The 20,704-nt window shown below is 40.3% G+C and carries 20 protein-coding genes and 6 tRNA genes; 23 read left to right on the top strand and 3 right to left on the bottom strand.

The genetic code is table 11. The features are described from left to right. The first annotated feature begins 149 nt into the window (after nt 1-149). The 14 genes from era to IEW67_RS01095 all read left to right on the top strand — a co-directional run bounded on the left by era (nt 150) and on the right by IEW67_RS01095 (nt 15,370). Entirely contained in the window at nt 150-1,052 is a 903-nt protein-coding gene (gene era / locus IEW67_RS01160) for a GTPase Era (protein ID WP_188631217.1), read from the top strand. A gap of 86 nt (nt 1,053-1,138) precedes the next feature. Beyond that, nucleotides 1,139-1,285, top strand: coding sequence for a YqzL family protein (locus IEW67_RS01155; protein ID WP_188631216.1), 147 nt, complete (start codon nt 1,139-1,141; stop codon nt 1,283-1,285). Between the two features lie 35 nt (nt 1,286-1,320). Next, nucleotides 1,321-2,064 carry a DNA repair protein RecO gene (recO, locus tag IEW67_RS01150; RefSeq protein ID WP_188631215.1) on the top strand — a complete coding sequence of 248 codons (744 nt, stop codon included), beginning with the start codon at nt 1,321-1,323 and terminating at the stop codon, nt 2,062-2,064. Between the two features lie 383 nt (nt 2,065-2,447). After that, nucleotides 2,448-3,329: a glycine--tRNA ligase subunit alpha gene (gene glyQ, locus IEW67_RS01145; protein WP_188631214.1), complete on the top strand. Its 882-nt coding sequence runs from the start codon at nt 2,448-2,450 to the stop codon at nt 3,327-3,329. After that, nucleotides 3,326-5,410: a glycine--tRNA ligase subunit beta gene (glyS, locus tag IEW67_RS01140; RefSeq protein ID WP_188631213.1), complete on the top strand. Its 2,085-nt coding sequence runs from the start codon at nt 3,326-3,328 to the stop codon at nt 5,408-5,410. Before glyQ ends, glyS begins: the two co-directional genes overlap by 4 nt. Before the next feature lie 86 nt (nt 5,411-5,496). After that, nucleotides 5,497-6,126: a transcriptional regulator CcpN gene (ccpN, locus tag IEW67_RS01135; protein ID WP_188631212.1), complete on the top strand. Its 630-nt coding sequence runs from the start codon at nt 5,497-5,499 to the stop codon at nt 6,124-6,126. 16 nt (nt 6,127-6,142) lie between these two features. Continuing rightward, entirely contained in the window at nt 6,143-6,940 is a 798-nt protein-coding gene (locus IEW67_RS01130) for a pyruvate, water dikinase regulatory protein (RefSeq protein ID WP_188631211.1), read from the top strand. A 518-nt stretch (nt 6,941-7,458) separates the two neighbouring features. Then, entirely contained in the window at nt 7,459-9,273 is a 1,815-nt protein-coding gene (gene dnaG, locus IEW67_RS01125; RefSeq protein WP_188631373.1) for a DNA primase, read from the top strand. A 24-nt stretch (nt 9,274-9,297) separates the two neighbouring features. Beyond that, nucleotides 9,298-10,419, top strand: coding sequence for an RNA polymerase sigma factor RpoD (rpoD, locus tag IEW67_RS01120; RefSeq protein ID WP_188631210.1), 1,122 nt, complete (start codon nt 9,298-9,300; stop codon nt 10,417-10,419). Nucleotides 10,420-10,657: 238 nt separating this feature from the next. Continuing rightward, on the top strand, nt 10,658-11,077 hold the full coding sequence (locus IEW67_RS01115) for a c-type cytochrome (RefSeq protein ID WP_188631209.1): 420 nt from the start codon (nt 10,658-10,660) through the stop codon (nt 11,075-11,077). Nucleotides 11,078-11,182: 105 nt separating this feature from the next. Further along, nucleotides 11,183-11,896 carry a tRNA (adenine(22)-N(1))-methyltransferase gene (locus IEW67_RS01110; protein WP_188631208.1) on the top strand — a complete coding sequence of 238 codons (714 nt, stop codon included), beginning with the start codon at nt 11,183-11,185 and terminating at the stop codon, nt 11,894-11,896. Next, a complete protein-coding gene (locus IEW67_RS01105) occupies nt 11,877-12,992 on the top strand; it encodes a Nif3-like dinuclear metal center hexameric protein (protein ID WP_188631372.1) in 1,116 nt (371 codons plus the stop codon). Before IEW67_RS01110 ends, IEW67_RS01105 begins: the two co-directional genes overlap by 20 nt. Nucleotides 12,993-13,147: 155 nt before the next feature. Further along, entirely contained in the window at nt 13,148-14,461 is a 1,314-nt protein-coding gene (locus IEW67_RS01100; protein ID WP_188631207.1) for a DEAD/DEAH box helicase, read from the top strand. 15 nt (nt 14,462-14,476) lie between these two features. After that, nucleotides 14,477-15,370 (top strand): deoxyribonuclease IV, encoded by an 894-nt coding sequence (locus IEW67_RS01095; RefSeq protein WP_188631206.1) that lies wholly within the window; start codon nt 14,477-14,479, stop codon nt 15,368-15,370. 160 nt (nt 15,371-15,530) lie between these two features. Here the strand turns inward: IEW67_RS01095 and IEW67_RS01090 are convergent, their stop codons facing one another. After that, nucleotides 15,531-15,812 (bottom strand): DUF2624 domain-containing protein, encoded by a 282-nt coding sequence (locus IEW67_RS01090; protein ID WP_188631205.1) that lies wholly within the window; start codon nt 15,810-15,812, stop codon nt 15,531-15,533. A 161-nt stretch (nt 15,813-15,973) separates the two neighbouring features. Between IEW67_RS01090 and IEW67_RS01085 the strand changes: the two genes are divergently transcribed. Beyond that, nucleotides 15,974-16,381, top strand: a complete 408-nt coding sequence (locus tag IEW67_RS01085) for an MATE family efflux transporter (RefSeq protein ID WP_188631204.1) — start codon at nt 15,974-15,976, stop codon at nt 16,379-16,381. Between the two features lie 33 nt (nt 16,382-16,414). On the opposite strand, the gene yqfZ is transcribed toward IEW67_RS01085, so the two are convergent. After that, nucleotides 16,415-16,741, bottom strand: coding sequence for a protein YqfZ (yqfZ, locus tag IEW67_RS01080; protein ID WP_188631203.1), 327 nt, complete (start codon nt 16,739-16,741; stop codon nt 16,415-16,417). A gap of 76 nt (nt 16,742-16,817) precedes the next feature. Between yqfZ and IEW67_RS01075 the strand changes: the two genes are divergently transcribed. The 8 genes from IEW67_RS01075 to IEW67_RS01040 all read left to right on the top strand — a co-directional run bounded on the left by IEW67_RS01075 (nt 16,818) and on the right by IEW67_RS01040 (nt 20,268). Further along, nucleotides 16,818-17,444 (top strand): NfeD family protein, encoded by a 627-nt coding sequence (locus IEW67_RS01075; protein WP_188631202.1) that lies wholly within the window; start codon nt 16,818-16,820, stop codon nt 17,442-17,444. 216 nt (nt 17,445-17,660) lie between these two features. Then, nucleotides 17,661-19,286, top strand: coding sequence for a Na/Pi cotransporter family protein (locus tag IEW67_RS01070; protein ID WP_188631201.1), 1,626 nt, complete (start codon nt 17,661-17,663; stop codon nt 19,284-19,286). Nucleotides 19,287-19,682: 396 nt separating this feature from the next. Beyond that, nucleotides 19,683-19,754: transfer RNA gene (locus IEW67_RS01065), tRNA-Asn, on the top strand. 6 nt (nt 19,755-19,760) lie between these two features. Continuing rightward, nucleotides 19,761-19,834 (top strand) — tRNA-Met (locus IEW67_RS01060). A gap of 20 nt (nt 19,835-19,854) precedes the next feature. Then, nucleotides 19,855-19,930, top strand: a tRNA-His gene (locus tag IEW67_RS01055). 26 nt (nt 19,931-19,956) lie between these two features. After that, nucleotides 19,957-20,033: transfer RNA gene (locus tag IEW67_RS01050), tRNA-Ile, on the top strand. Nucleotides 20,034-20,042: 9 nt separating this feature from the next. Further along, a tRNA-Ser gene (locus IEW67_RS01045) sits at nt 20,043-20,132 on the top strand. A gap of 63 nt (nt 20,133-20,195) precedes the next feature. Then, nucleotides 20,196-20,268 (top strand) — tRNA-Phe (locus IEW67_RS01040). A 180-nt stretch (nt 20,269-20,448) separates the two neighbouring features. Here IEW67_RS01040 and IEW67_RS18040 read toward each other — a convergent pair. Beyond that, nucleotides 20,449-20,704, bottom strand: a 256-nt coding sequence (locus IEW67_RS18040; protein ID WP_194466062.1) for a transposase, incomplete at its 5' end; no start/stop codon positions are given.

Here is a 20,704-nt window from a genome sequence, read left to right as displayed (position 1 = left end):
ACTGCTGAAGGTTTTTTGCTTGTCGTTTTTTGTTGTAATAAGAGTTCTTTTTAAAGGTTTTGTCCAATTACATGAAACATACTGGATTTTATAGTATGATAAAAATATCGATAGAAAAACATTGAAATTAACGTCTCGGAGGAAACATCATGGCAGATAATTTTAAATCAGGGTTTATTACTATAATCGGTAGACCAAATGTCGGAAAATCAACGTTCATGAATCGGATGATCGGACAAAAAATTGCAATTATGAGTGATAAAGTACAGACAACACGAAATCGCATCCAGGGCGTGCTTACATCCGAGGATACTCAGCTGGTATTCATTGATACGCCGGGGATCCATAAACCGAAGCATCGTCTTGGTCATTTCATGGTGCAAGTAGCTGAAGATACCTTAAATGAAGTTGATGCGGTTCTGTTTATGATTAATGCAAAAGAAGGATATGGAAAAGGGGATCAATATATACTGGACAGGCTGCAAAAAGTAAAACGTCCGGTTTTTCTAGTCATCAATAAAACAGACCTTATACATCCCGATGATTTATTGCCTCTAATCAATGATTATAAGGATAAATACGATTTTGAAGAAGTTATTCCAATTTCTGCTTTGCAGGGCAATAATTTGACGCATCTGCTTAGTGAACTGAAAAAACATATCCCTGAAGGTCCGCAATATTATCCTGAAGATCATGTGACCGATCATCCCGAACGATTTATTATCGCGGAATTAATACGTGAAAAAGTGTTGCAGTTAACCATGGAAGAAGTACCGCACTCGATTGCGGTTGTACTTGAAAATATGGAAGAAAGAGCGTCCAATACTGTCTTTATACAGGCAACAATCATAACAGAACGCCAGTCACAAAAGGGGATCGTGATTGGAAAGCAAGGTACGATGCTAAAGAATATCGGAAAAAACGCCCGAAGAGATATTGAAACACTTCTCGGATCGAAGGTGTATCTGGAACTTTGGGTGAAGGTCCGGAAAGATTGGCGTAATAAACAATCCCAGCTTCATGAATTCGGTTTCCGTAGTGATGAGTATTAACGGCACTTGGTAAATTTTAAAACTCATTGTTTCAGCTCCTGTGGAAAATCTAATAGTGAACACATTATGGAAAGGCGGGGTTTCTTGTGATCGACTTTACATGGAAAGTATTCAGTCAGACAGGAAACATTGAAACCTATTTATTATTAAAAGAGCTTGAAAAAAATGAATCATTTGAACAAACCAGGAATCACCAGAAGGAAAAAAGGAATTCCTTGAATACAGAATCATGATCAGTCATCTCCACTATTTAAGAAGGTGATAGGGATTGCTCGAAAAAATGCAGGGTATTGTGTTGAAGACACAGGATTATGGGGAGACACATAAAATCGTTACAATGTTCAGTGATAAAGCGGGCAAGATTTCAGCAATTGCAAGAGGTGCAAAAAAACCCAAAAGCAGAATGGCTGCTGTCACGCAGCCATTCATACTTGGTGATTTTTTTGTTTATCTTAATTCAGGTCTTAGTACCATACAACAAGGTGATGTTCTCAATTCATTGCGGCGTATTCGGGAGGACATTATCAAGACGGCATATGCCTCTTATATTGTTGAACTGACCGATAAAATAATAGACTCCCATTTACCGGATCATGATCTTTTTAAACAGCTTGATCAAACGCTGAATTGGATTGCAGAACACGATGATGCTATCATTCCTATTATAATGTATGAATTAAAACTCTTTAACAGAGGTGGTTTTGCACCAACCGTTAGTAAATGCGTTCATTGCGGCAATGAAGGCGGGACTTTCGCTTTTTCAATAGCAGAAGGCGGTTTGCTTTGTACAGCATGTCAACATATCGACGCGAATGTTGTTCGACTTCCCAACAACTTGGCACGATTATTTCATATATTCTCCGAGGTCGAACTGGAACGGATTGGAACTATTTCAGTTAAGCCAGAAAACCAAAAACTGCTCCGTACTATTATGGATGCATATTATGATCAATATGGGGGTTATTATCTTAAATCAAAACGTTTTTTGAAGCAGCTTGATAAACTGAAATAATTTGACTTCTTGACAATAAGCATGTCGTGTCGTAATATTTTTATATATAATGTTAGTAGATGTAACTATTGCGTTGACGGAGAAAAGTACTTAATGTCTGCTGCTATAAGCGAGTCCGGGATGGTGGAAACCGGATAACAGCGCATAAGGAATGGCGCTCCCGAGCAATCCGAATAAAGCGGCTCTGACGTAAGAGCAAATAGGGTGGAACCGCGGATTAACCCCCGTCCCTATACATGTATTGTACATGTATAGGGACGGGGGTTTTATTCTAACGTCACAAAGTATAAATTATGGTTGACCTTACAAAAAACTTTGGCACTCGCTATAAGACGAGGCGAATGCCAAGTTTTTCTAACGTAAATGATATGGAGGATATATTTATGACAATTCAGGAGATGATTTTGACACTGCAAAAACATTGGTCAAATCAAAATTGCATTCTCATGCAAGCATACGATGTGGAAAAAGGAGCCGGAACAATGTCACCGATGACATTGCTCAGAAGTCTGGGGCCGGAGCCATGGAATGTGGCATACGTTGAGCCGTCACGACGCCCTGCCGATGGAAGATATGGTCAGAATCCAAACCGCCTGTATCAACATCATCAGTTTCAAGTCATTATGAAGCCATCACCGGATAATATTCAGGAGTTATATCTTGAATCTCTTAAGGCACTAGGGATTAACCCATTAGAGCACGATATTCGATTTGTGGAGGACAACTGGGAAAACCCTACTCTTGGCGCTGCCGGCCTAGGCTGGGAAGTATGGTTGGATGGCATGGAAATTACTCAATTCACTTATTTTCAGCAGATTGGCGGACTCGAGGCACATCCCGTTTCAGTTGAATTGACATATGGGATTGAACGTCTTGCATCCTATATACAGGATAAAGAAAACGTCTTTGACCTCGAATGGACAAAAGGAGTCAGTTTCAACGATATCTTTTTTCAGCCGGAATATGAACATTCTAAATATACTTTTGATGAATCTGACACGGATATGCTTTTTCAACTTTTCACGATGTATGAGAACGAAGCAAAGATAACGATGGAAAAAGGGTTGGTATTTCCTGCGTATGATTATGTACTGAAATGCTCCCACACATTTAACCTACTTGACGCAAAAGGTGTTATCTCAGTAACTGAGCGAACCGGGTATATTTCCAGAATCCGTAATCTCGCCAGAAGTATTTCCAAAGCATATGTTGAAGAACGGGAACGGCTGGGCTTTCCAATGCTGGCTAAGGAGGAAGAAAAATGACAAGAGATGTACTGGTGGAAATAGGGCTTGAGGAACTTCCTGCGCGATTTGTGGATGATGCCGAAAATCAGTTACTGGCTAAAACAGGTAACTGGCTTAACGAATTACGCATCTCCTATACATCAATCGTTTCTTTTTCAACACCGCGCAGACTCGCCATACTCGTCAAAGATGTAGCAGAAGTTCAAACATCAAAGGTGGAGGAAGTAAAGGGTCCGGCGTTGAAAATCGCTCAGGACGAAAATGGAAATTGGACAAAAGCTGCTGCCGGTTTTACAAAAGGTCAGGGAAAATCGTTAGAGGACATTTATACGAAGGACGTAAAAGGCACGACGTATATTTTTGTCAAAAAACAGATTATCGGCAAGCAAACACATGAGTTATTGCCGGAGTTCAGCAAGATCATCACATCTATCCAATTCAAGAAAAGCATGCGCTGGGGTGAACAATCACTGCGATATGCCCGTCCTGTCCGCTGGCTTGCAGCATTATTCGGTCAAGACATTATTCCGTTTGAAGTTGCTGGAGTTCCAACAGCTAACCATACGTATGGACATCGATTTTTAGGAAAAATGATTACGTTATCCGCACCTGATGAATATGAACAAGCACTTGAAGAGCAGTATGTCATTGTCAATCCGGAAAAGCGCAGGAAAATGATTATGGATGGCTTGAAACAAGCCGAAGCAAAGCACGGTTTTCAGATTCCAGAGGACGATGACCTGCTGAATGAAGTATGTAACCTGGTAGAATATCCTACCGTATTTATCGGTTCATTCGATGAATCATATCTGACACTTCCGCCGGAGGTTTTGATAACGTCAATGAAGGAGCATCAGCGCTATTTCCCTGTCCAGTCAAAAGAAGATAAATTGCTCCCGAACTTTGCCGGAGTCAGAAATGGGGACAATTATGCACTTCAAACGGTCATTAAAGGGAATGAGAAAGTGTTGCGGGCTAGATTATCGGATGCCCAGTTCTTTTTCGAGGAAGACCAGAAACATCCCATCGATTATTATTTGGAAAAGCTGGATCGAATTGTATTCCAAGAGAAACTTGGAACAATGGGCGATAAAGTTAAACGGATTAGAGCCATTTCAGATCAATTGACACAGTGGCTCAAACTCGATGAAGAAACACGTTCTAATACCCTCAGGGCAGCAGAAATTTGCAAGTTTGACCTGCCGACGAGTATGGTTGATGAATTTACCAATCTGCAAGGCATTATCGGTGAAACATATGCCCTTAATGCTGGTGAGTCACAAGCTGCTGCCAGAGCTATGGCTGAGCATTATATGCCTGTTCAATCAGATGGCAAACTCCCCGAAACGGTTGAGGGTGCAATTATTAGTATTGCTGACAAACTCGATACAATAGTCGGTTGTATTTCAGCAGGGCTGATTCCAAGCGGATCTCATGATCCATACGCACTTAGAAGGCAGGCGACTGGCGTGTTGAAAATAATGAAGGCGTACGATTGGAAAATAACTGTTGAATCATTACTGAACGTAGCTGAGTATCAATACGGTATTTTGGATAATGAGTCATCGGAAAGAGAAAAAACAAAAGCCGAAATAGATCAATTCTTCAATGATCGCACGACGTATCTTTTAAAGGAGTCTGGTATTCAACTGGATGTTATCCAGGCTGTTTTATATAACGGTATCGGAATCATTCCATATTTGGCCGCAAAGGCGGAAAACCTATCACGTAAACGGAATAATCCGGAATTCAAGCCAGTTCAAGAAGCCCTTGTTCGTGTCTTGAACTTGGCTGCAAAAACAGATTCCGCTACAGTCAAACAGGAAATTTTTGAGACTGACTCGGAAAAAAAACTGTATGACATGTATTTAAAGGTAAGGGATGATTACCACAATGCAACTAAAGACCGGGAAGCTGTTAATGCACTACATCAACTGGGAAATCTTGCACAGCCGATCCACGACTTCTTTGATCATAATATGGTTATGACCGATGTTGAGTCAGTCCGCGGTAATCGGCTGGCACTGCTCAATAATATAGCTGGTTTAATTTATGACTATGCGGATTTATCAACAATTGAATGGAAACAACATTTTTAAGGCCGCCGCTATTTCCTTTTTCACTGTGAAGCGTGTATAATATTTGGAAACAGTATGTCACATTAGAGCTCTCAGGTGGTGAGAAAGTGGAATTATCGAACAGACAAGAACAAATTATCAGCATTGTAAAAGAAAATGGACCAATCACAGGTGAAAATATAGCAGATGAACTGAATTTAACACGGGCAACGTTGCGTCCGGATTTGGCTATATTGACGATGGCAGGATTTTTAGATGCAAGACCGCGGGTGGGTTATTTTTATACCGGAAAGACGGGCATGGAACTGTTGACTGAGAAAATAAAACAATTTAAAGTTTATGAATATCAGTCGGTTCCTATTGTCGTCAAAGAAAATGCTTCTGTATATGATGCCATTTCTACAATGTTTCTTGAAGATGTGGGGACATTGTTTGTTGTCGATCAGAATTCCTTTTTAACCGGCGTTTTATCGCGCAAGGATTTATTGCGGGCCAGTATCGGGAATCAGGAATTAAACGCAATACCGGTACATATTATCATGACGCGAATGCCCAATATTACAGTCTGTTACCGGAATGATCTGCTGATTGATGCAGCCAAAAAATTGATTGATAAACAAATTGATGGTCTTCCAGTTCTTAAGGAATCGGAAAAAGGTTTTGAGATAGTTGGACGAATCACAAAAACGACCATCACGAAAGTATTTGTTGAACTGGTTATGGATGAGCATTTGTAAGAGAGGAGGATGATTCATGCAAGATAAACCACTTGTTTATGTTCTCTCCGATTCGGTCGGTGAAACAGCAGAGTTAGTTATCAAAGCGGGATTAAGTCAGTTCAAAGGTGAATATAAAGTACAGCGGATTCCATATGTAGAAGATAAAAAAACGATTGATGAGACATTGCAACTGGCCACAGAGAAAGAGGGGATTGTCGGCTTTACATTGGTAGACCCCGGTTTGCGGTCATATTTGAATAAACAAGCGGATGAAAAAAACATCGAGGCAATCGATATTATGGGGCCGATGATTGATGCTATGAAACGCTCTTTTGGCAGTGATCCGCGTTTGGAGCCTGGATTAGTTCATCAGCTGGATGAAGACTATTTTAAACGGGTCGAAGCGATTGAATTTGCTGTCAAATATGATGATGGCAGAGATCCCCGTGGAATCGCGCGTGCAGATATCATTCTGATTGGTGTCTCCCGTACTTCTAAGACACCACTGTCCCAATATTTGGCACATAAACGGCTGAAGGTTGCCAACGTTCCGATCGTTCCGGAAGTTGATCCTCCTGAAGAACTGTTTGATGTTAACCCTGATAAATGTATCGGGTTACGGATAAGCCCTGCTAAGCTTAACGACATTCGGAAAGAACGTCTTAAAGCTTTGGGGCTGGGAGATCAGGCAACTTATGCAAATATGGAACGAATTCATCAGGAACTGCAATACTTTGATGAAGCTGTCGAAAAAATCGGTTGCCGGGTTGTCGATGTATCACACAAAGCAGTTGAAGAAACAGCCAATACGATCCTGCGAATGATAAAGTAAATAGTCGTAATTCAGAACCATAGACCTAAAATATAAAAACATTCTGCAGCAATGCGGAATGTTTTTATGATTGACAAGTGATTTAAAGAAGGCTGTCAGTTAAAAATGAATCCAAAAAGCAACAATGAAGAAAGCTAAAATTTACTATAGTCTTTTTAATGATTTTGTATTATAATTATTATTTGTATAAAAATATAATACTAATGAATATGACCGATTAGTGAACGGGGGTTAATCTAAAAAAATAAATATTTGAGATTCAAGAAGGAATTATGAATCATTGTGTAGAATATAGGTAGTAAATACGTTTACGCAATTGATTGAGGAGGAACAATAATACAGTGACCTGATAGTCCTTCCAGGGTTTGGTCGGGAAGTCCAAAAAACATATGATTTTGGACTTGCAGCACAGATTTTTGCAAAATGGAAGGAATTTTTTGTGGTTAAAGTAAAAAAGTTTGTCGAATAATGCAGGATTTTCTTTGTTAATATCGAATTATGAAGACATGGTGATACGTATGCCTGACCAGATATCGGAAGAGGTTATTGAGGAAGTTCGAAAAACGAATGACATAGTGGATGTCATTGGTGAATATATACAATTGAAAAAACAAGGACGGAATTATTTTGGTCTTTGTCCCTTCCACGGTGAAAAAACACCGTCATTTTCCGTAACTCAGGAAAAACAAATTTTTCATTGTTTCGGGTGCGGAAAAGGCGGAAATGTCTTGACATTCATTATGGAAATGGAACAATATACGTTTTATGAAGCGTTAAGACTTCTTGCGGATAAAAGCGGCGTGGATTTGCCGGATATGAATCACAAGCAGCAGTCATCCGTCTCACAGGAAAATCAGAGTATACTTTCAGCTTCAGAATGGGTAACCAAGCTCTATCACCATCTTCTTCGCTATACAAAAGACGGAAAAGAAGGTTATCAGTATCTTAAAGACCGCGGTATAACAGATGAAACAATTGATATATTCCAGATGGGATTCGCTCCGAATGTAAAGGACTTTACAGCCGAATTTCTGCAGAAAAAAGGCTTTCATCAACAAATACTTGTTAAAGCCGGTCTGTTGTCATTAAATGAAGATAATTCGATAACAGACAGGTTCAGGGGAAGAGTTGTATTTCCGATTCGTAATCACCTTGGTAAAACAATTGCTTTTGGAGGCCGCACAATTTCGGATCAAGAGCCTAAATATTTAAACAGTCCTGAAAGTGATTTATTCCAAAAAGGTAAAATTCTTTACAATTTTGACTTGTCAAAGAGATACATCCGTAAACAAAGTGAAGCTGTTTTATTTGAAGGCTATATGGATGTTATAACAGCTTACCAAGCCGGAGTGAAAAATGCTGTAGCTACGCTTGGGACATCTTTAACAGAAGCGCAAGCAAGATTGCTCAGAAGGTATGTTGATACAGTCATTATTTGCTATGACGCTGATGAAGCAGGTACCGAAGCCGCATATAAGGCTGCCGTACTGCTGCAAAAGGCAGGTAGCCACGTCAAAATAGCTAATATGCAGGATGATAGAGATCCAGATGATTTTATAAGGGAATTTGGTGCTGAGGCATTTCAAGATCAGGTTATCAAATCGAGCCTTCCTTTTACAAGCTTTTATATGAAGTATCTAAAAAAAGACTATAATCTTAGTCTTGAAGGAGATCGCATACAGTATATTGAAAAATTGTTGGAATATCTTGCGACGATTGAAAGCCCCGTGGAACGGGAATATTATTTAAAAGAGATCGGGGACTCATATAATGTATCAATGGATTCATTAAAACAGGAAATTCTGACTAACCGTGAAAAGATGGGCCTTAGTAAGGATAAGATAAACAAGAACAGTTATACTAATAAGACATCTGAACATGGTTACACGAAAAAATTATTGCCTGCTTTTCATAACGCAGAACGGCAGCTTCTTGCATATATGTTGCAAGATGTGTCTATTACTGATAAAGTGCAGGAGGAAATAGGTGCATCTTTTAATATTGAAGAGCATAAAGTTATTGCTACGCATTTATACGCTTTTTATGAAGAACATCAGCAAGCTGATGTCAGTATGTTCGTTGAAATGCTTACAGATGACAGACTGAAGCGATTGGTGACAGATATCGCCATGATGCCACTGCATGACAATATATCAAATGATGAAATTAATGATTATATCCGAAACATCCGTGCCGAAAACAGTAATATGAGAGATATTCAGTCATTGAAAGAAGAACAAAAGTTGGCAGAGCAGCAAAATGATCCAATCAAAGCAGCCAAAATAGCAATGCAAATCATTGAACACCAAAGACAATGGAAAAGTATAAATTGATTGTAGTTGGAAGGAGGGGGACTCATGGCCGAAAATAAGCCTTCACAAACAAAGGATAATAACAGTGAATTAACACTGGAACAAGCGAAAGACCAGCTGCTCGAGATGGGTAAAAAGCGTGGCGTTCTGGCTTATGAAGAAGTTGCCGACCGTCTATCGAGTTTTGCGATTGAGTCAGAACAGATGGATGAATTTTATGAGTACCTGACAGAGCAAGGTGTGGAAGTGATCGGGGATTCGGAGGAAGATCCCAAAATGCAGGAAATTGCCAAAGAGGAAGAGTTCGATCTAAACGATCTCAGTGTTCCGCTTGGCATCAAGATTAATGATCCTGTCCGTATGTATTTAAAGGAAATAGGCAGGGTTGATTTATTATCAGCTGCAGAAGAAATCGATTTGGCCACCAGAATTGAAAATGGCGATGAAGAAGCGAAAAAGCGGCTTTCAGAAGCGAATTTACGACTGGTTGTCAGTATCGCCAAACGTTATGTCGGACGCGGTATGTTATTTCTTGACCTGATTCAGGAAGGCAACATGGGCTTAATTAAAGCTGTTGAGAAGTTCGACTACCGGAAAGGTTTTAAATTCAGCACGTATGCTACGTGGTGGATTCGTCAGGCGATTACACGGGCAATAGCGGATCAGGCACGAACAATCAGAATCCCGGTCCATATGGTTGAAACAATCAATAAATTGATTCGTGTCCAGCGGCAATTGCTACAGGATCTTGGCAGAGAACCGACTCCTGAAGAGATTGGTAAAGAAATGGAACTTTCGCCTGATAAAGTCCGCGAGATATTGAAAATAGCGCAGGAACCTGTTTCACTAGAAACGCCAATCGGTGAGGAAGATGATTCACATTTAGGTGACTTCATCGAGGATCAGGAGGCTGTATCGCCATCTGACCACGCATCATATGAATTGCTGAAAGAACAGTTGGAAGATGTTCTGGATACACTGACAGATCGCGAAGAAAATGTATTGCGATTGCGTTTTGGACTGGATGACGGCCGGACAAGGACGCTGGAGGAAGTTGGCAGAGTATTTGGCGTAACCAGAGAAAGAATACGCCAAATTGAAGCGAAAGCATTGCGCAAATTGAGACATCCAAGTCGCAGCAAGCGTCTGAAGGATTTTTTGGAATAGTATTGGCCAGTCATTGAACACAAATTTCGTGTGCAATGGCTGCTGTACATATTTATGAGAGTGTTTTTTAATGGTTTTAGCTAGCGGTCGGTTGATATATTATAAACTCAACAGGTTTCATTCGCTATTTTTCCTTAAATGTCACATTTTTTCCTTTCATCTTAAAACGTTTTAAAGTAAAATGTATATAGGTATGTTATTATTCTCAGTTCAGCATGATACATAAGGAGGAAATACGATGGGTAAAAATGCAGTCATACCTTACGCTTTAATTGCCGGTATCGGGATATTATTAGTTATCGTCGTATCATTTGTTGGTTTAAACCAGCAAGAGGCTATTCAGGATGAAGAAAATGGCGAGAAACAGAGTGAACAGCAGGAAGGACAATCCGGTGATGATGGTGGCGGTGAATCCTCCGGTGGCGGGGAAACAGCCGCAAATGGTGAAAAGGTTTTTAAAAATAACTGTGCCAGCTGTCATGGACAAGACTTATCCGGCGGTATGGGGCCTGCACTGAAGACTGTCGGCAGTAAGTATTCCAAAGATGAAATCAAACAGATTATAGCTGATGGATTTCCTGATGCAGGAATGCCTCCTGGCGTGGTTGAGGGCGAGGATGCCGACGCTGTCGCGGAATGGCTTTCCAAGCAAAAATAATACAGTCTTATGAGCGATGTTAACGCAAAAGAGTAAGCTTACTGGAAATACAGCAAGCTTGCTCTTTTAAACTTTTAAAGACGTATAGTACATGAGGGGATCAAGATGGACAAGAAGTTAAGACTGTCAAGACGTTTGGACAAAGTGGCATCATTTATAGCAAAAGGCACAGTATTCGCAGATATTGGATCAGACCACGCATATCTTCCCTGTTATGTGTGCCTGCATGATAACAGTACATACGCGGTCGCAGGTGAAGTACATGACGGCCCGTATCAGAGTGCCAGAGAAACTGTCAATCGCTATGGCTTATCAGATCGGGTGGATGTCCGTCTTGGGGATGGTTTACAGGTTCTGCGGCACGGTGAAGTAACTGCAATTGTGATAGCGGGCATGGGTGGTTCCCTTATAACCTCCATCTTAGAGGGAGGATTAGATCGTCTTGATGCAATTGAACAGATCATTGCTCAGCCAAATATCGATGAACGAAGTGTGCGCTATTGGCTCATTAACCACGGCTACTCAATTTTGAATGAAGCAATGGTTGAAGAAAAAGGGCATATTTACGAAATAATAATAGGCACAAAAAAAGGCGGGGTAAACGATTTGACCGAAAGACAAATGCTTTTTGGTCCATATTTATTAAGCAAAAAACCGGAGCTTTTTTACCGAAAATGGAAACATGAATATACGAAACGAGAACGGATAATCGAACAGATGAAAAAGGCCACTGTACCAGAAGAGGCGAAAATAACAGCTTTCTCGGACGAATTAACATGGATTGAGGAGGTTTTAAATGATGACAACGATTATGCGTAACGTGGATATTTTTAAGGCAATGGAATCATGGGCACCTTTAAACCTGGCTTATGATTGGGATAATGTCGGCCTGCAGATCGGCTCTTTTCATAAGCCCGTCAAAAAGGTCATGGTGACGCTTGATGTTTTGGAAACAACGGTTGATGAGGCAATTGAGAATGATGTTGATTTAATCATCGCACATCATCCATTATTGTTTAAGCCTCTGAAGCAGGTAAATGTGGATACACCAAAGGGGATCATCATTCAAAAATTGCTGCAAAATAATATTTCTGTCTATGCGGCCCATACAAATCTAGATTCGGCAAACGGTGGTGTCAATGATATGCTATGCGATTTGCTTGATGTTCAGAACACAGAAATACTTGACCAAAACACTGTTGAAAAACTGGTTAAGCTTGCTGTGTTTGTGCCGAAAACACATGCAGGAGAAGTACGGGATGCCATGAGTGAAAACGGCGCAGGTCATATCGGTAATTATAGCCATTGCACATTCCAATCACCAGGTCAGGGGACATTTAAACCACTGGAAGGGACAGATCCATATATCGGTACGCAAGGTGACGTGGCATTTGTTGATGAGGTCAAGATTGAAACGATAATGCCGCAGTCAAAATTGTCACCTGTACTGGCAGCCATGATGACAGCTCATCCATATGAAGAAGCTGCATATGATATCTATCCGGTTGAAAATAGCGGTACCGCCTATGGCATTGGACGTATTGGCACATTGAGTCAAGAATCGACACTCGAGACCTTATGCGAGCAAGTGAAAACGGCATTTAATGTGCCGAGTGTCCGTGTAACCGGTGACTTAGCTAAAAAGGTCAGCAAGGTTGCTATATTAGGCGGGAGTGGAGAAAAGTATATTAATAAAGCAAAAAAAATGGGTGCCGATGTTTATATAACCGGTGACATGACGTTCCATGTGGCCCAGGATGCCCAGGAAATGGGGTTATCAATCATTGACCCCGGCCATCATGTCGAAAAAGTGATGAAAGATTATGTCAAATCATTTCTTGAAAATTATTTTACCAGTGATGAATTGGAAATTAGTATATCTAAGGCGAATACCGAACCATTTCAATTTATCTGATGCATAAAATTCCAATAGCATATATAATAAGGTAGAATTTCATTTAATGGTGTTATTTTTCCAATGCATGAATGCTAGTCGCAGGGAATTGGATCTTTATGTTTAGATAAGAATGAACATTAATCAATTTTGCATCAATAAAAGGAGTCCGCAATATGGATAATCAATTCAGTAAATTTTCATTTCGCCCCGTTTTGACGAATGCTATTGAACAATTAAATTTTTATGAACCGACAGCCATTCAACAGCAAGTTATTCCAGCTGTATTGGAAGGGACAAGTGTTATCGGACAATCAGAAACAGGGTCCGGAAAAACGCATGCCTATCTTCTGCCACTATTGAACCAGATTAGTACAGACAAGCAGGAAATCCAGTTTGTAATGACAGCTCCAACACGCGAATTGGCGATGCAAATTTACGAAGAAGTGAGAAAAATTATTGATTATGCCAATATGCGCGGGGTATGGAATGCTAAATTACTTGTCGGTGGAACCGATAAACAAAAGGCGATGGAAAAATTAAAAAGGCCGCCACACATTATTATTGGTACGCCGGGAAGAATCCTGGATATGATAAAGGAAGAGGCCATATCTATTTACACTGCATCCGCTTTTGTTATTGACGAGGCCGATCTAATGCTTGATTTAGGCTTTATCCGGGATGTTGACCAATTACTTGTCAGATCAAAAGAGAATATTCAAATACTCGCCTTTTCTGCAACAATCCCGCAACAATTGGAGCAATTTTACCGAAAGTATCTTGAAAATCCATTGCACATAAAAATGAATGATAAATTATCACCGGAGACATTGGAACATCGCCTGATTCCGCTTAAACACCGGGATGCATCCAATATTATTCTGGAAATTTCCAAGGCAATACAACCTTATTTAGCCATTATTTTTGCAAACGGAAAAGAGGCGGCTGATACATTAGCCTCTTCTCTTCAGCAAAAAGGGCTTGACGTTGGGATTATTCATGGTGGTTTGACACCGAGAGAGCGGAAAAGAACGCTGAAGGAAATCCAAAACCTCCGCTATCAGTATATTGTCGCCACAGATCTTGCTTCACGGGGAATCGACATTAAAGGTGTCAGCCATGTTATTAACGCGCAACTGCCAAAAGAGGAAGATTTTTATGTCCATCGTTCGGGCCGAACAGCAAGAGCCGGGATGGAAGGAACAGTCATCAGTTTATACGGAGATCAGGATAAAAAACTAATTGAGAAATTACAGCAAAAAGGCATATCCTTTACATTTTGGGATGTAAAAGATGGCGAATGGAAAGAATCCAAATCGTGGAACGAGCGCAATCGCCGCCAGAAAACAACGGATCATATCGATTCGGCAGCATGGAAACAAGTTAAAAAATCTAAAACTGTGAAGCCGGGTTATAAGAAAAAAATGAAAAAACAACAGGAACAGATCAAAAACCAGATGAAACGAAAGTCGAACAACAAGCGAAAATGATGTTGGGGTGAGGATATGTTAAAAATAGGATCTCATGTATCGATGAGTGGAAACAAAATGTTGAAAGGATCCAGTGAGCAAGCTGCTTCATATGGTTCCAACGTATTTATGATTTATACCGGAGCACCACAAAATACAAAACGCAAGCCCGTTGGAGAGCTGAATATTGAAGCCGGCAGAGAGCATATGAATGAGCATGGTATCATCGATGTTGTGGTTCATGCACCGTACATTATAAATATCGGTAACACAACAAAACCCGAAACGTTCAAATTGGGTGTTGATTTTCTGCGGAATGAAATTGAACGGACAGCAGCAATTGGTGCAAAACAAATTGTCCTGCACCCGGGCTCGCACGTAGGAGCCGGTGCCGATAAAGGAATTGACAAAATTATTGAAGGTTTGAATGAAGTGCTTGATAAAAATAAAGATGTTCAAATTGCTTTGGAAACAATGGCAGGAAAAGGATCTGAGATTGGACGGACGTTTGAGGAACTTGCTCAAATTATTGATGGCGTCACCCACAACGAGAATTTGTCTATCTGTCTTGATACCTGTCACATTCATGATGGTGGTTATGATGTTGTCAACGACTTTGACGGGGTTCTGCATGACTTCGACAACATTATTGGGATTGATCGTTTGAAAGTAGTCCATGTCAACGACAGCAAAAATGAGCAAGGCGCTCACAAAGACCGCCATGAAAACATTGGCTTTGGCTATATTGGTTTTGAGGCATTGCACTATGTGATTAATCATCCCCAGCTGAATAAACTACCGAAAATTCTAGAAACTCCTTTTGTTGGAGAAGATAAGAAAAACAGAAAGCCGCCGTACAAATTTGAAATTAACATGATTAAAAATGGTAAATTTGAAGAAAATTTAAAAGAAAAAATTATGAATCAATAAAAAAGAAGGAATGATGTTATCATACGTCATTCCTTCTTAATTTATAACGTCGGAAAGTATAAATTATGGATGACCTTATAAAAAAAGCTTCGGCATTCGCTATAAGACGAGGCGAATGCCAGGTTTTTCTAAGCTGCTTTTTGTTTGTAATGCGTGTTTATCAGAAAAACCCTTCCAATCCATAAGATTTAATTATTCCTTGAAATAAAGATCGTGCCTTATCTGCGGTTTCTTTGTCGGTTATGTGTGCAATCTCTTTAAACATTCTAGCACGGTACTCCGGGTCAAATGGTTCAATTGGATGCTGCTTTAAATAAGTTGTAATGTCCTCGGCCTGTTTTCGGCTTATGGAAAAGTTATACTGGTGTGCATAATGCAACAGTTCGTCAGGTGAAAGCTGCTTTAATTTTTTGTTAATCAGTTGTTTTAAAAACGCTGACATAATAATTCCCGCTCCTTGTAATGGTATGATTCAGTATATGTTTAAAATCGGAAAATATATCTTGTACTAAAAATGACTGCACCATAAAATACCAGCTGTATAATTGACATTCATACATAAACTATAGATGCACCTCGTTTCAGGAAAGAGAGGTCTTGCTAATGGATGAAAACAATCGCCGTCTGAACAGTTCAGAAAACGGCCCAAAGCTGGAAGAACAGCCGGATCCTGATGATTTGGTTACCACTAATTTTGAGGGTGACCAGCCACGTGTGGAAGACACTCGAAGCCGTCGGGATGAGGAATTCGCCTCTGAGATGACTGCAGATGATATTGATGAGCCGGATTATTCAGATGAAGATGGCACAGAGGTAAACAGTGCTTTTGGATGGATTGCCTTGGCGTTATCGATTATCTCATACTTCATGATGCCAATTATTCTTGGTGGTGCGGGGATTATAATGGGATTTGTATCAAGAAACCGAGGTGCGGATACACTGGGCAACACAGCAATAATTGCAGGTGCCATCTCCATTCTCATCACATTGTTTGTGCTTCCATATGTATAACAGAAAAGGGCTGGATTATTCAGCCCTTTTCTGTTAATACAAAGGGAAATAATAATATTCCCCAGGTTCGACGTGCAGTGCTTGTACGTTAGGGTTTAACGCTTCGAAATCGGCTTGAATTTGCGGAATGTCCAATTGTTTGTCATTCTGATCATTTAACTCCTCCACAATGGTTAAAACAGTATCGCCTTCATTCACTTTTACTTCTACGGCGGTTAACGATTCCTGTTTAAACGTTTTGGTGCCATTCTGCATCTCTGGCTCAGAATCCATAGGTGTCCCAACGGTTAGATCCTTATGGATGCTAACCAAAAACAACACTATCAAAACGTATATAAACAATCTTTTTATTGAATTCATACTTTTTTGCCCCTTAAAATGAAACTATAGTCATGTTCAGGCCGTATTATAAGGCGGGGAATGGAGGGGGAAGTTAATGGCTATTTTTTCATTGGACTGGGCCGGCTTTATTTTGACTGGCTTTGCAACTTTATTTCTAGTCGGTGAACTGCTTGTTAATATGCGCGGAATATTTGGCTTGCTTGGAATGGGCTTCATTATCGTCTATTTTGCAATTTACCTGGAAACAGGCTCTTTTATCTTTATGCTTATTATTTATCTGGCTGGAATATTACTTATTACAATTGACGGTAAAATTGTTAATGATGGGACACTTGCAACAGTTGGGCTTGCTTGCATGCTTTTGACTGTTGCATTAGCGGCGCCAAACTTGTTTGCCGGCATGTATGCCATTATTGGTGTGCTGATTGGGGGATTTGCCTCATTTCTCTTTTTAAAGGTATTCAAACATAGGGAAATGTGGTCCAAAATCACACTGAAGGACCAATTGACCAAAGAAAAGGGATATAATTCCATGAACCAGGAATATGAAACATTGCTTGAGAAAGAAGGCGTTACGTTAAGTGATATGCGTCCGGTTGGAACCATTCGAATCAGTAATAAAAATTATAGCGCTATCTCAAATGGTGAGTGGATTCCTAAAGATAGTGATGTAAAAGTCGTGCATGTTGATGGAACAAAAATATTAGTGGAAAAAATATAGTAATGCGTCAAGTTATACCCATGAATCATGAGGATTCATGGGTATTGTGTTGGAATGAAAATTCAACATTCAGGGTATCTAATAAAACAAGGACAATAAAGGGAATGTAAATTTAATGTTAAGTTTTCAATATAGCCTTTACAAAACATCAAACATGCATTAATAATGGAAAAGGTATGTGACAGATTTCAACATGGTTCGAAGGGTGGAATATTTTTGAATATCGATGTGCAGACACTGATATTTGAATTTGTCGGTGGCCTTGGTATTTTCCTTTTGGGTATTAAGTATATGGGGGAAGGTTTGCAAAGGTCTGCTGGCGACAGGCTTCGGGATATACTGGATAAAACCACGAGTAATCCATTTCTTGGCGTACTGGCTGGTATTGTTGTGACTATCCTGATTCAAAGCAGTTCGGGAACAACTGTACTTACGGTCGGTTTAGTTAATGCGGGATTTATGACACTTAGACAGGCTATTGGTGTCATTATGGGAGCAAACGTCGGTACAACGGTGACTGCATTTATTATCGGGATTGATCTGGGGGAATACGCCTTACCCATCATAGCTGTCGGTTGTTTAATGTTATTTTTCTTTAAAAATCAAACAATAAATAATATTGGACAGGCTATCTTCGGTTTTGGTGCGTTATTTTTTGGTTTGGAATTGATGAGCAGCGGTATGTCACCACTGCGTGAAGTCCAGGCATTTCAGGATTTAACCCTGAATATGAGTGAACACTCCATTTTAGGGGTTGTCATCGGAACATTGTTTACGTTTATTGTACAAAGTTCAAGTGCGACGATCGGTATCCTGCAGGGGCTATTTTCTGAAGGCGCAATTGAACTGAAAGCTTCAATGCCTGTTCTTTTTGGTGATAATATTGGAACAACCATTACAGCAGTACTTGCATCCATTGGCGCAACGGTAGCTGCAAAACGTGCCGCCTATATTCACGTTATTTTTAACCTTGCAGGTGCCACTATCGGGCTTCTGCTTCTTGGATTCTTTACACAATATGTCACATATTTGCAATCCGTATTGGGACTTAACCCCGAAATGACAATTGCCTTTGCTCATGGAAGCTTTAACCTTGCCAACCTGATCATTCAATTTCCATTTATCGGGACTCTTGCATGGGTGGTTACAAAAATCATCCCCGGTGATGATACGGTTATTGAGTATAAACCAAAACATTTGGATCCAATTTTTATCCAGCAATCATCTACATTAGCACTGGATCAGGCAAAGACCGAAATCATTCGCATGGGTGAATATGCCTCTAAGGGACTTGAAGAAACAAATTTATATTTAACCACACAAAGTCAAAAGCACTCGGAAATGGCTATGCAAGTTGAAGGTGCCCTAAATAATCTGGATCGTAAAATCACTGATTATTTAGTTGAGCTTTCCGGTGGATCAATGACTGAGATGGAAGGCGCCAAACATACGGTGTTAATGGATTCTGTCCGTGATGTTGAACGTATAGGTGACCATTTTGAAAATATTATTGAACTGATTGATTATAAAATTTCAAATAAAGTTAATATGACCGAACAAGCCCAGGAAGATTTGAATAATATGTTTGATCTGACGATTTTGACTGTAAGACAGGCGGTTCAAGCACTTGATAACATGGATCGTGAAGAGGCACTTGCTGTGGTGCAAAAAGAGGACCAAATTGATAGGCTTGAGCGCAATTACCGAAAAAAGCACATTATTCGTATGAACGAAGGTCTTTGCTCCGGATCAGCAGGCATTGTTTTTGTAGATATTATCAGTAATCTTGAGCGTATAGGTGACCACGCGTCTAATATTGCTGAAGCTGTGCTAGGTGAATAATCGCTAAAGAGGTGCAAAAGCACCTCTTTTTAACGTTAGAAAATTTAAATTATGGATGACCGAAGCGCGAATATCGAGTTTTTCTAATTGCTGCAAGCTTTCAGCGGCTCTTTGGGGATTGAACGACATAATTACAATATATACGATTTATATTGAAAACAATATCGGAACATGCTATAGTATTTAGTGTTGTTATATATTGCTTAGCGATATGTCTCTTACATAATTTCATTCATACAGGATATTGACAGATTCTGTCGGACGTGGTAAATTATATTTCGTTACTGATTACTGAACAACGAAATGCAGTTCGGTAAGAAGTACAGCTACTTTGAGAAGATACAACACAACAGTTAAAAATTATTTAGAAATAATATTGTGAATCTCTCTTATTATTCCACAGTAGCTCAGTGGTAGAGCTATCGGCTGTTAACCGATCGGTCGCAGGTTCGAATCCTGCCTGTGGAGCCTTATGGCGGCGTAGCTCAGCTGGCGAGAGCGTACGGTTCATACCCGTGAGGTCGTGGGTTCGATCCCCTCCGCCGCTACTATCATTTATAATTCAACGGCGGCCGTGGCGAAGCGGTTAACGCACCGGATTGTGGCTCCGGCATTCGTGGGTTCGATCCCCACCGGTCGCCCCATAATCTGATCGTAAATAACACTATACGGACCCTTAGCTCAGCTGGTCAGAGCTATCGGCTCATAACCGATCGGTCGCAGGTTCGAATCCTGCAGGGTCCACCACTCATATTTGGAGGTATACCCAAGTCTGGTTGAAGGGATCGGTCTTGAAAACCGACAGGCGGGTCAAACCGCGCGGGGGTTCGAATCCCTCTACCTCCTTCATACATAATCATTAAAACGGTATTGGACGGTTGAAACGTAAGTAATAAACAAATACTATACGGCTCGGTAGCTCAGTCGGTAGAGCAACGGACTGAAAATCCGTGTGTCGGCGGTTCGATTCCGTCCCGAGCCACCTTTTCAACAAGCCTAGTGCTTGTTTTTTTATTGCTGAATTTATACTATGGTTAACCCCCAAAAACGGGGGAATTTCATAAATCAATAAAAAAATCATAAGCGTCTATTTTCAGAGAAAATGTTGCTTCATAACCTGAAGTTTTCTAAAAATACGCTGTTCGGCCGAAATAAGGTGACATTACGCTGCCTTTAATCCGTTTTTCCAGAACATCTTGAAGTTTAATGCCATCACTTTGGCATTAACCCAGATTTTTGAGCGCACGTGTCCTCTTACAGGTATATGGTCAATGTGAAAGACCCTGCGGAGAATCGACGGGATCCCTTCAATACCAGCTCTGTAATTGGATAGTTCCTTATGGCGCTCAGCTCCCATCTGGCTGCGGATGATATCCGTTTGAAGCTTGTTTCCGGTAAAGCGGACATTGTTGTATTTT

The sequence above is a fragment of the Lentibacillus kapialis genome (genome assembly GCF_014646635.1).
In the GTDB taxonomy this organism is placed as follows: Bacteria; Bacillota; Bacilli; order Bacillales; family Amphibacillaceae; genus Lentibacillus; species Lentibacillus kapialis.
The sequence above is the reverse complement of the archived record's forward strand: the minus strand, read 5'-3'. Positions and strand labels throughout refer to the sequence as shown.

Excerpts from the sequence above, each read along its gene's own strand:
- era (WP_188631217.1), top strand. The coding sequence starts at position 150 with ATGGCAGATAATTTTAAATCAGGGTTTATTACTATAATCGGTAGACCA.
- glyQ (WP_188631214.1), top strand. The coding sequence starts at position 2,448 with ATGACAATTCAGGAGATGATTTTGACACTGCAAAAACATTGGTCAAAT.
- glyS (WP_188631213.1), top strand. The coding sequence starts at position 3,326 with ATGACAAGAGATGTACTGGTGGAAATAGGGCTTGAGGAACTTCCTGCG.
- IEW67_RS01130 (WP_188631211.1), top strand. The coding sequence starts at position 6,143 with ATGCAAGATAAACCACTTGTTTATGTTCTCTCCGATTCGGTCGGTGAA.
- dnaG (WP_188631373.1), top strand. The coding sequence starts at position 7,459 with ATGCCTGACCAGATATCGGAAGAGGTTATTGAGGAAGTTCGAAAAACG.
- rpoD (WP_188631210.1), top strand. The coding sequence starts at position 9,298 with ATGGCCGAAAATAAGCCTTCACAAACAAAGGATAATAACAGTGAATTA.
- IEW67_RS01115 (WP_188631209.1), top strand. The coding sequence starts at position 10,658 with ATGGGTAAAAATGCAGTCATACCTTACGCTTTAATTGCCGGTATCGGG.
- IEW67_RS01110 (WP_188631208.1), top strand. The coding sequence starts at position 11,183 with ATGGACAAGAAGTTAAGACTGTCAAGACGTTTGGACAAAGTGGCATCA.
- IEW67_RS01105 (WP_188631372.1), top strand. The coding sequence starts at position 11,877 with ATGACAACGATTATGCGTAACGTGGATATTTTTAAGGCAATGGAATCA.
- IEW67_RS01100 (WP_188631207.1), top strand. The coding sequence starts at position 13,148 with ATGGATAATCAATTCAGTAAATTTTCATTTCGCCCCGTTTTGACGAAT.
- IEW67_RS01095 (WP_188631206.1), top strand. The coding sequence starts at position 14,477 with ATGTTAAAAATAGGATCTCATGTATCGATGAGTGGAAACAAAATGTTG.
- IEW67_RS01090 (WP_188631205.1), bottom strand. The coding sequence starts at position 15,812 with ATGTCAGCGTTTTTAAAACAACTGATTAACAAAAAATTAAAGCAGCTT.
- IEW67_RS01085 (WP_188631204.1), top strand. The coding sequence starts at position 15,974 with ATGGATGAAAACAATCGCCGTCTGAACAGTTCAGAAAACGGCCCAAAG.
- yqfZ (WP_188631203.1), bottom strand. The coding sequence starts at position 16,741 with ATGAATTCAATAAAAAGATTGTTTATATACGTTTTGATAGTGTTGTTT.
- IEW67_RS01075 (WP_188631202.1), top strand. The coding sequence starts at position 16,818 with ATGGCTATTTTTTCATTGGACTGGGCCGGCTTTATTTTGACTGGCTTT.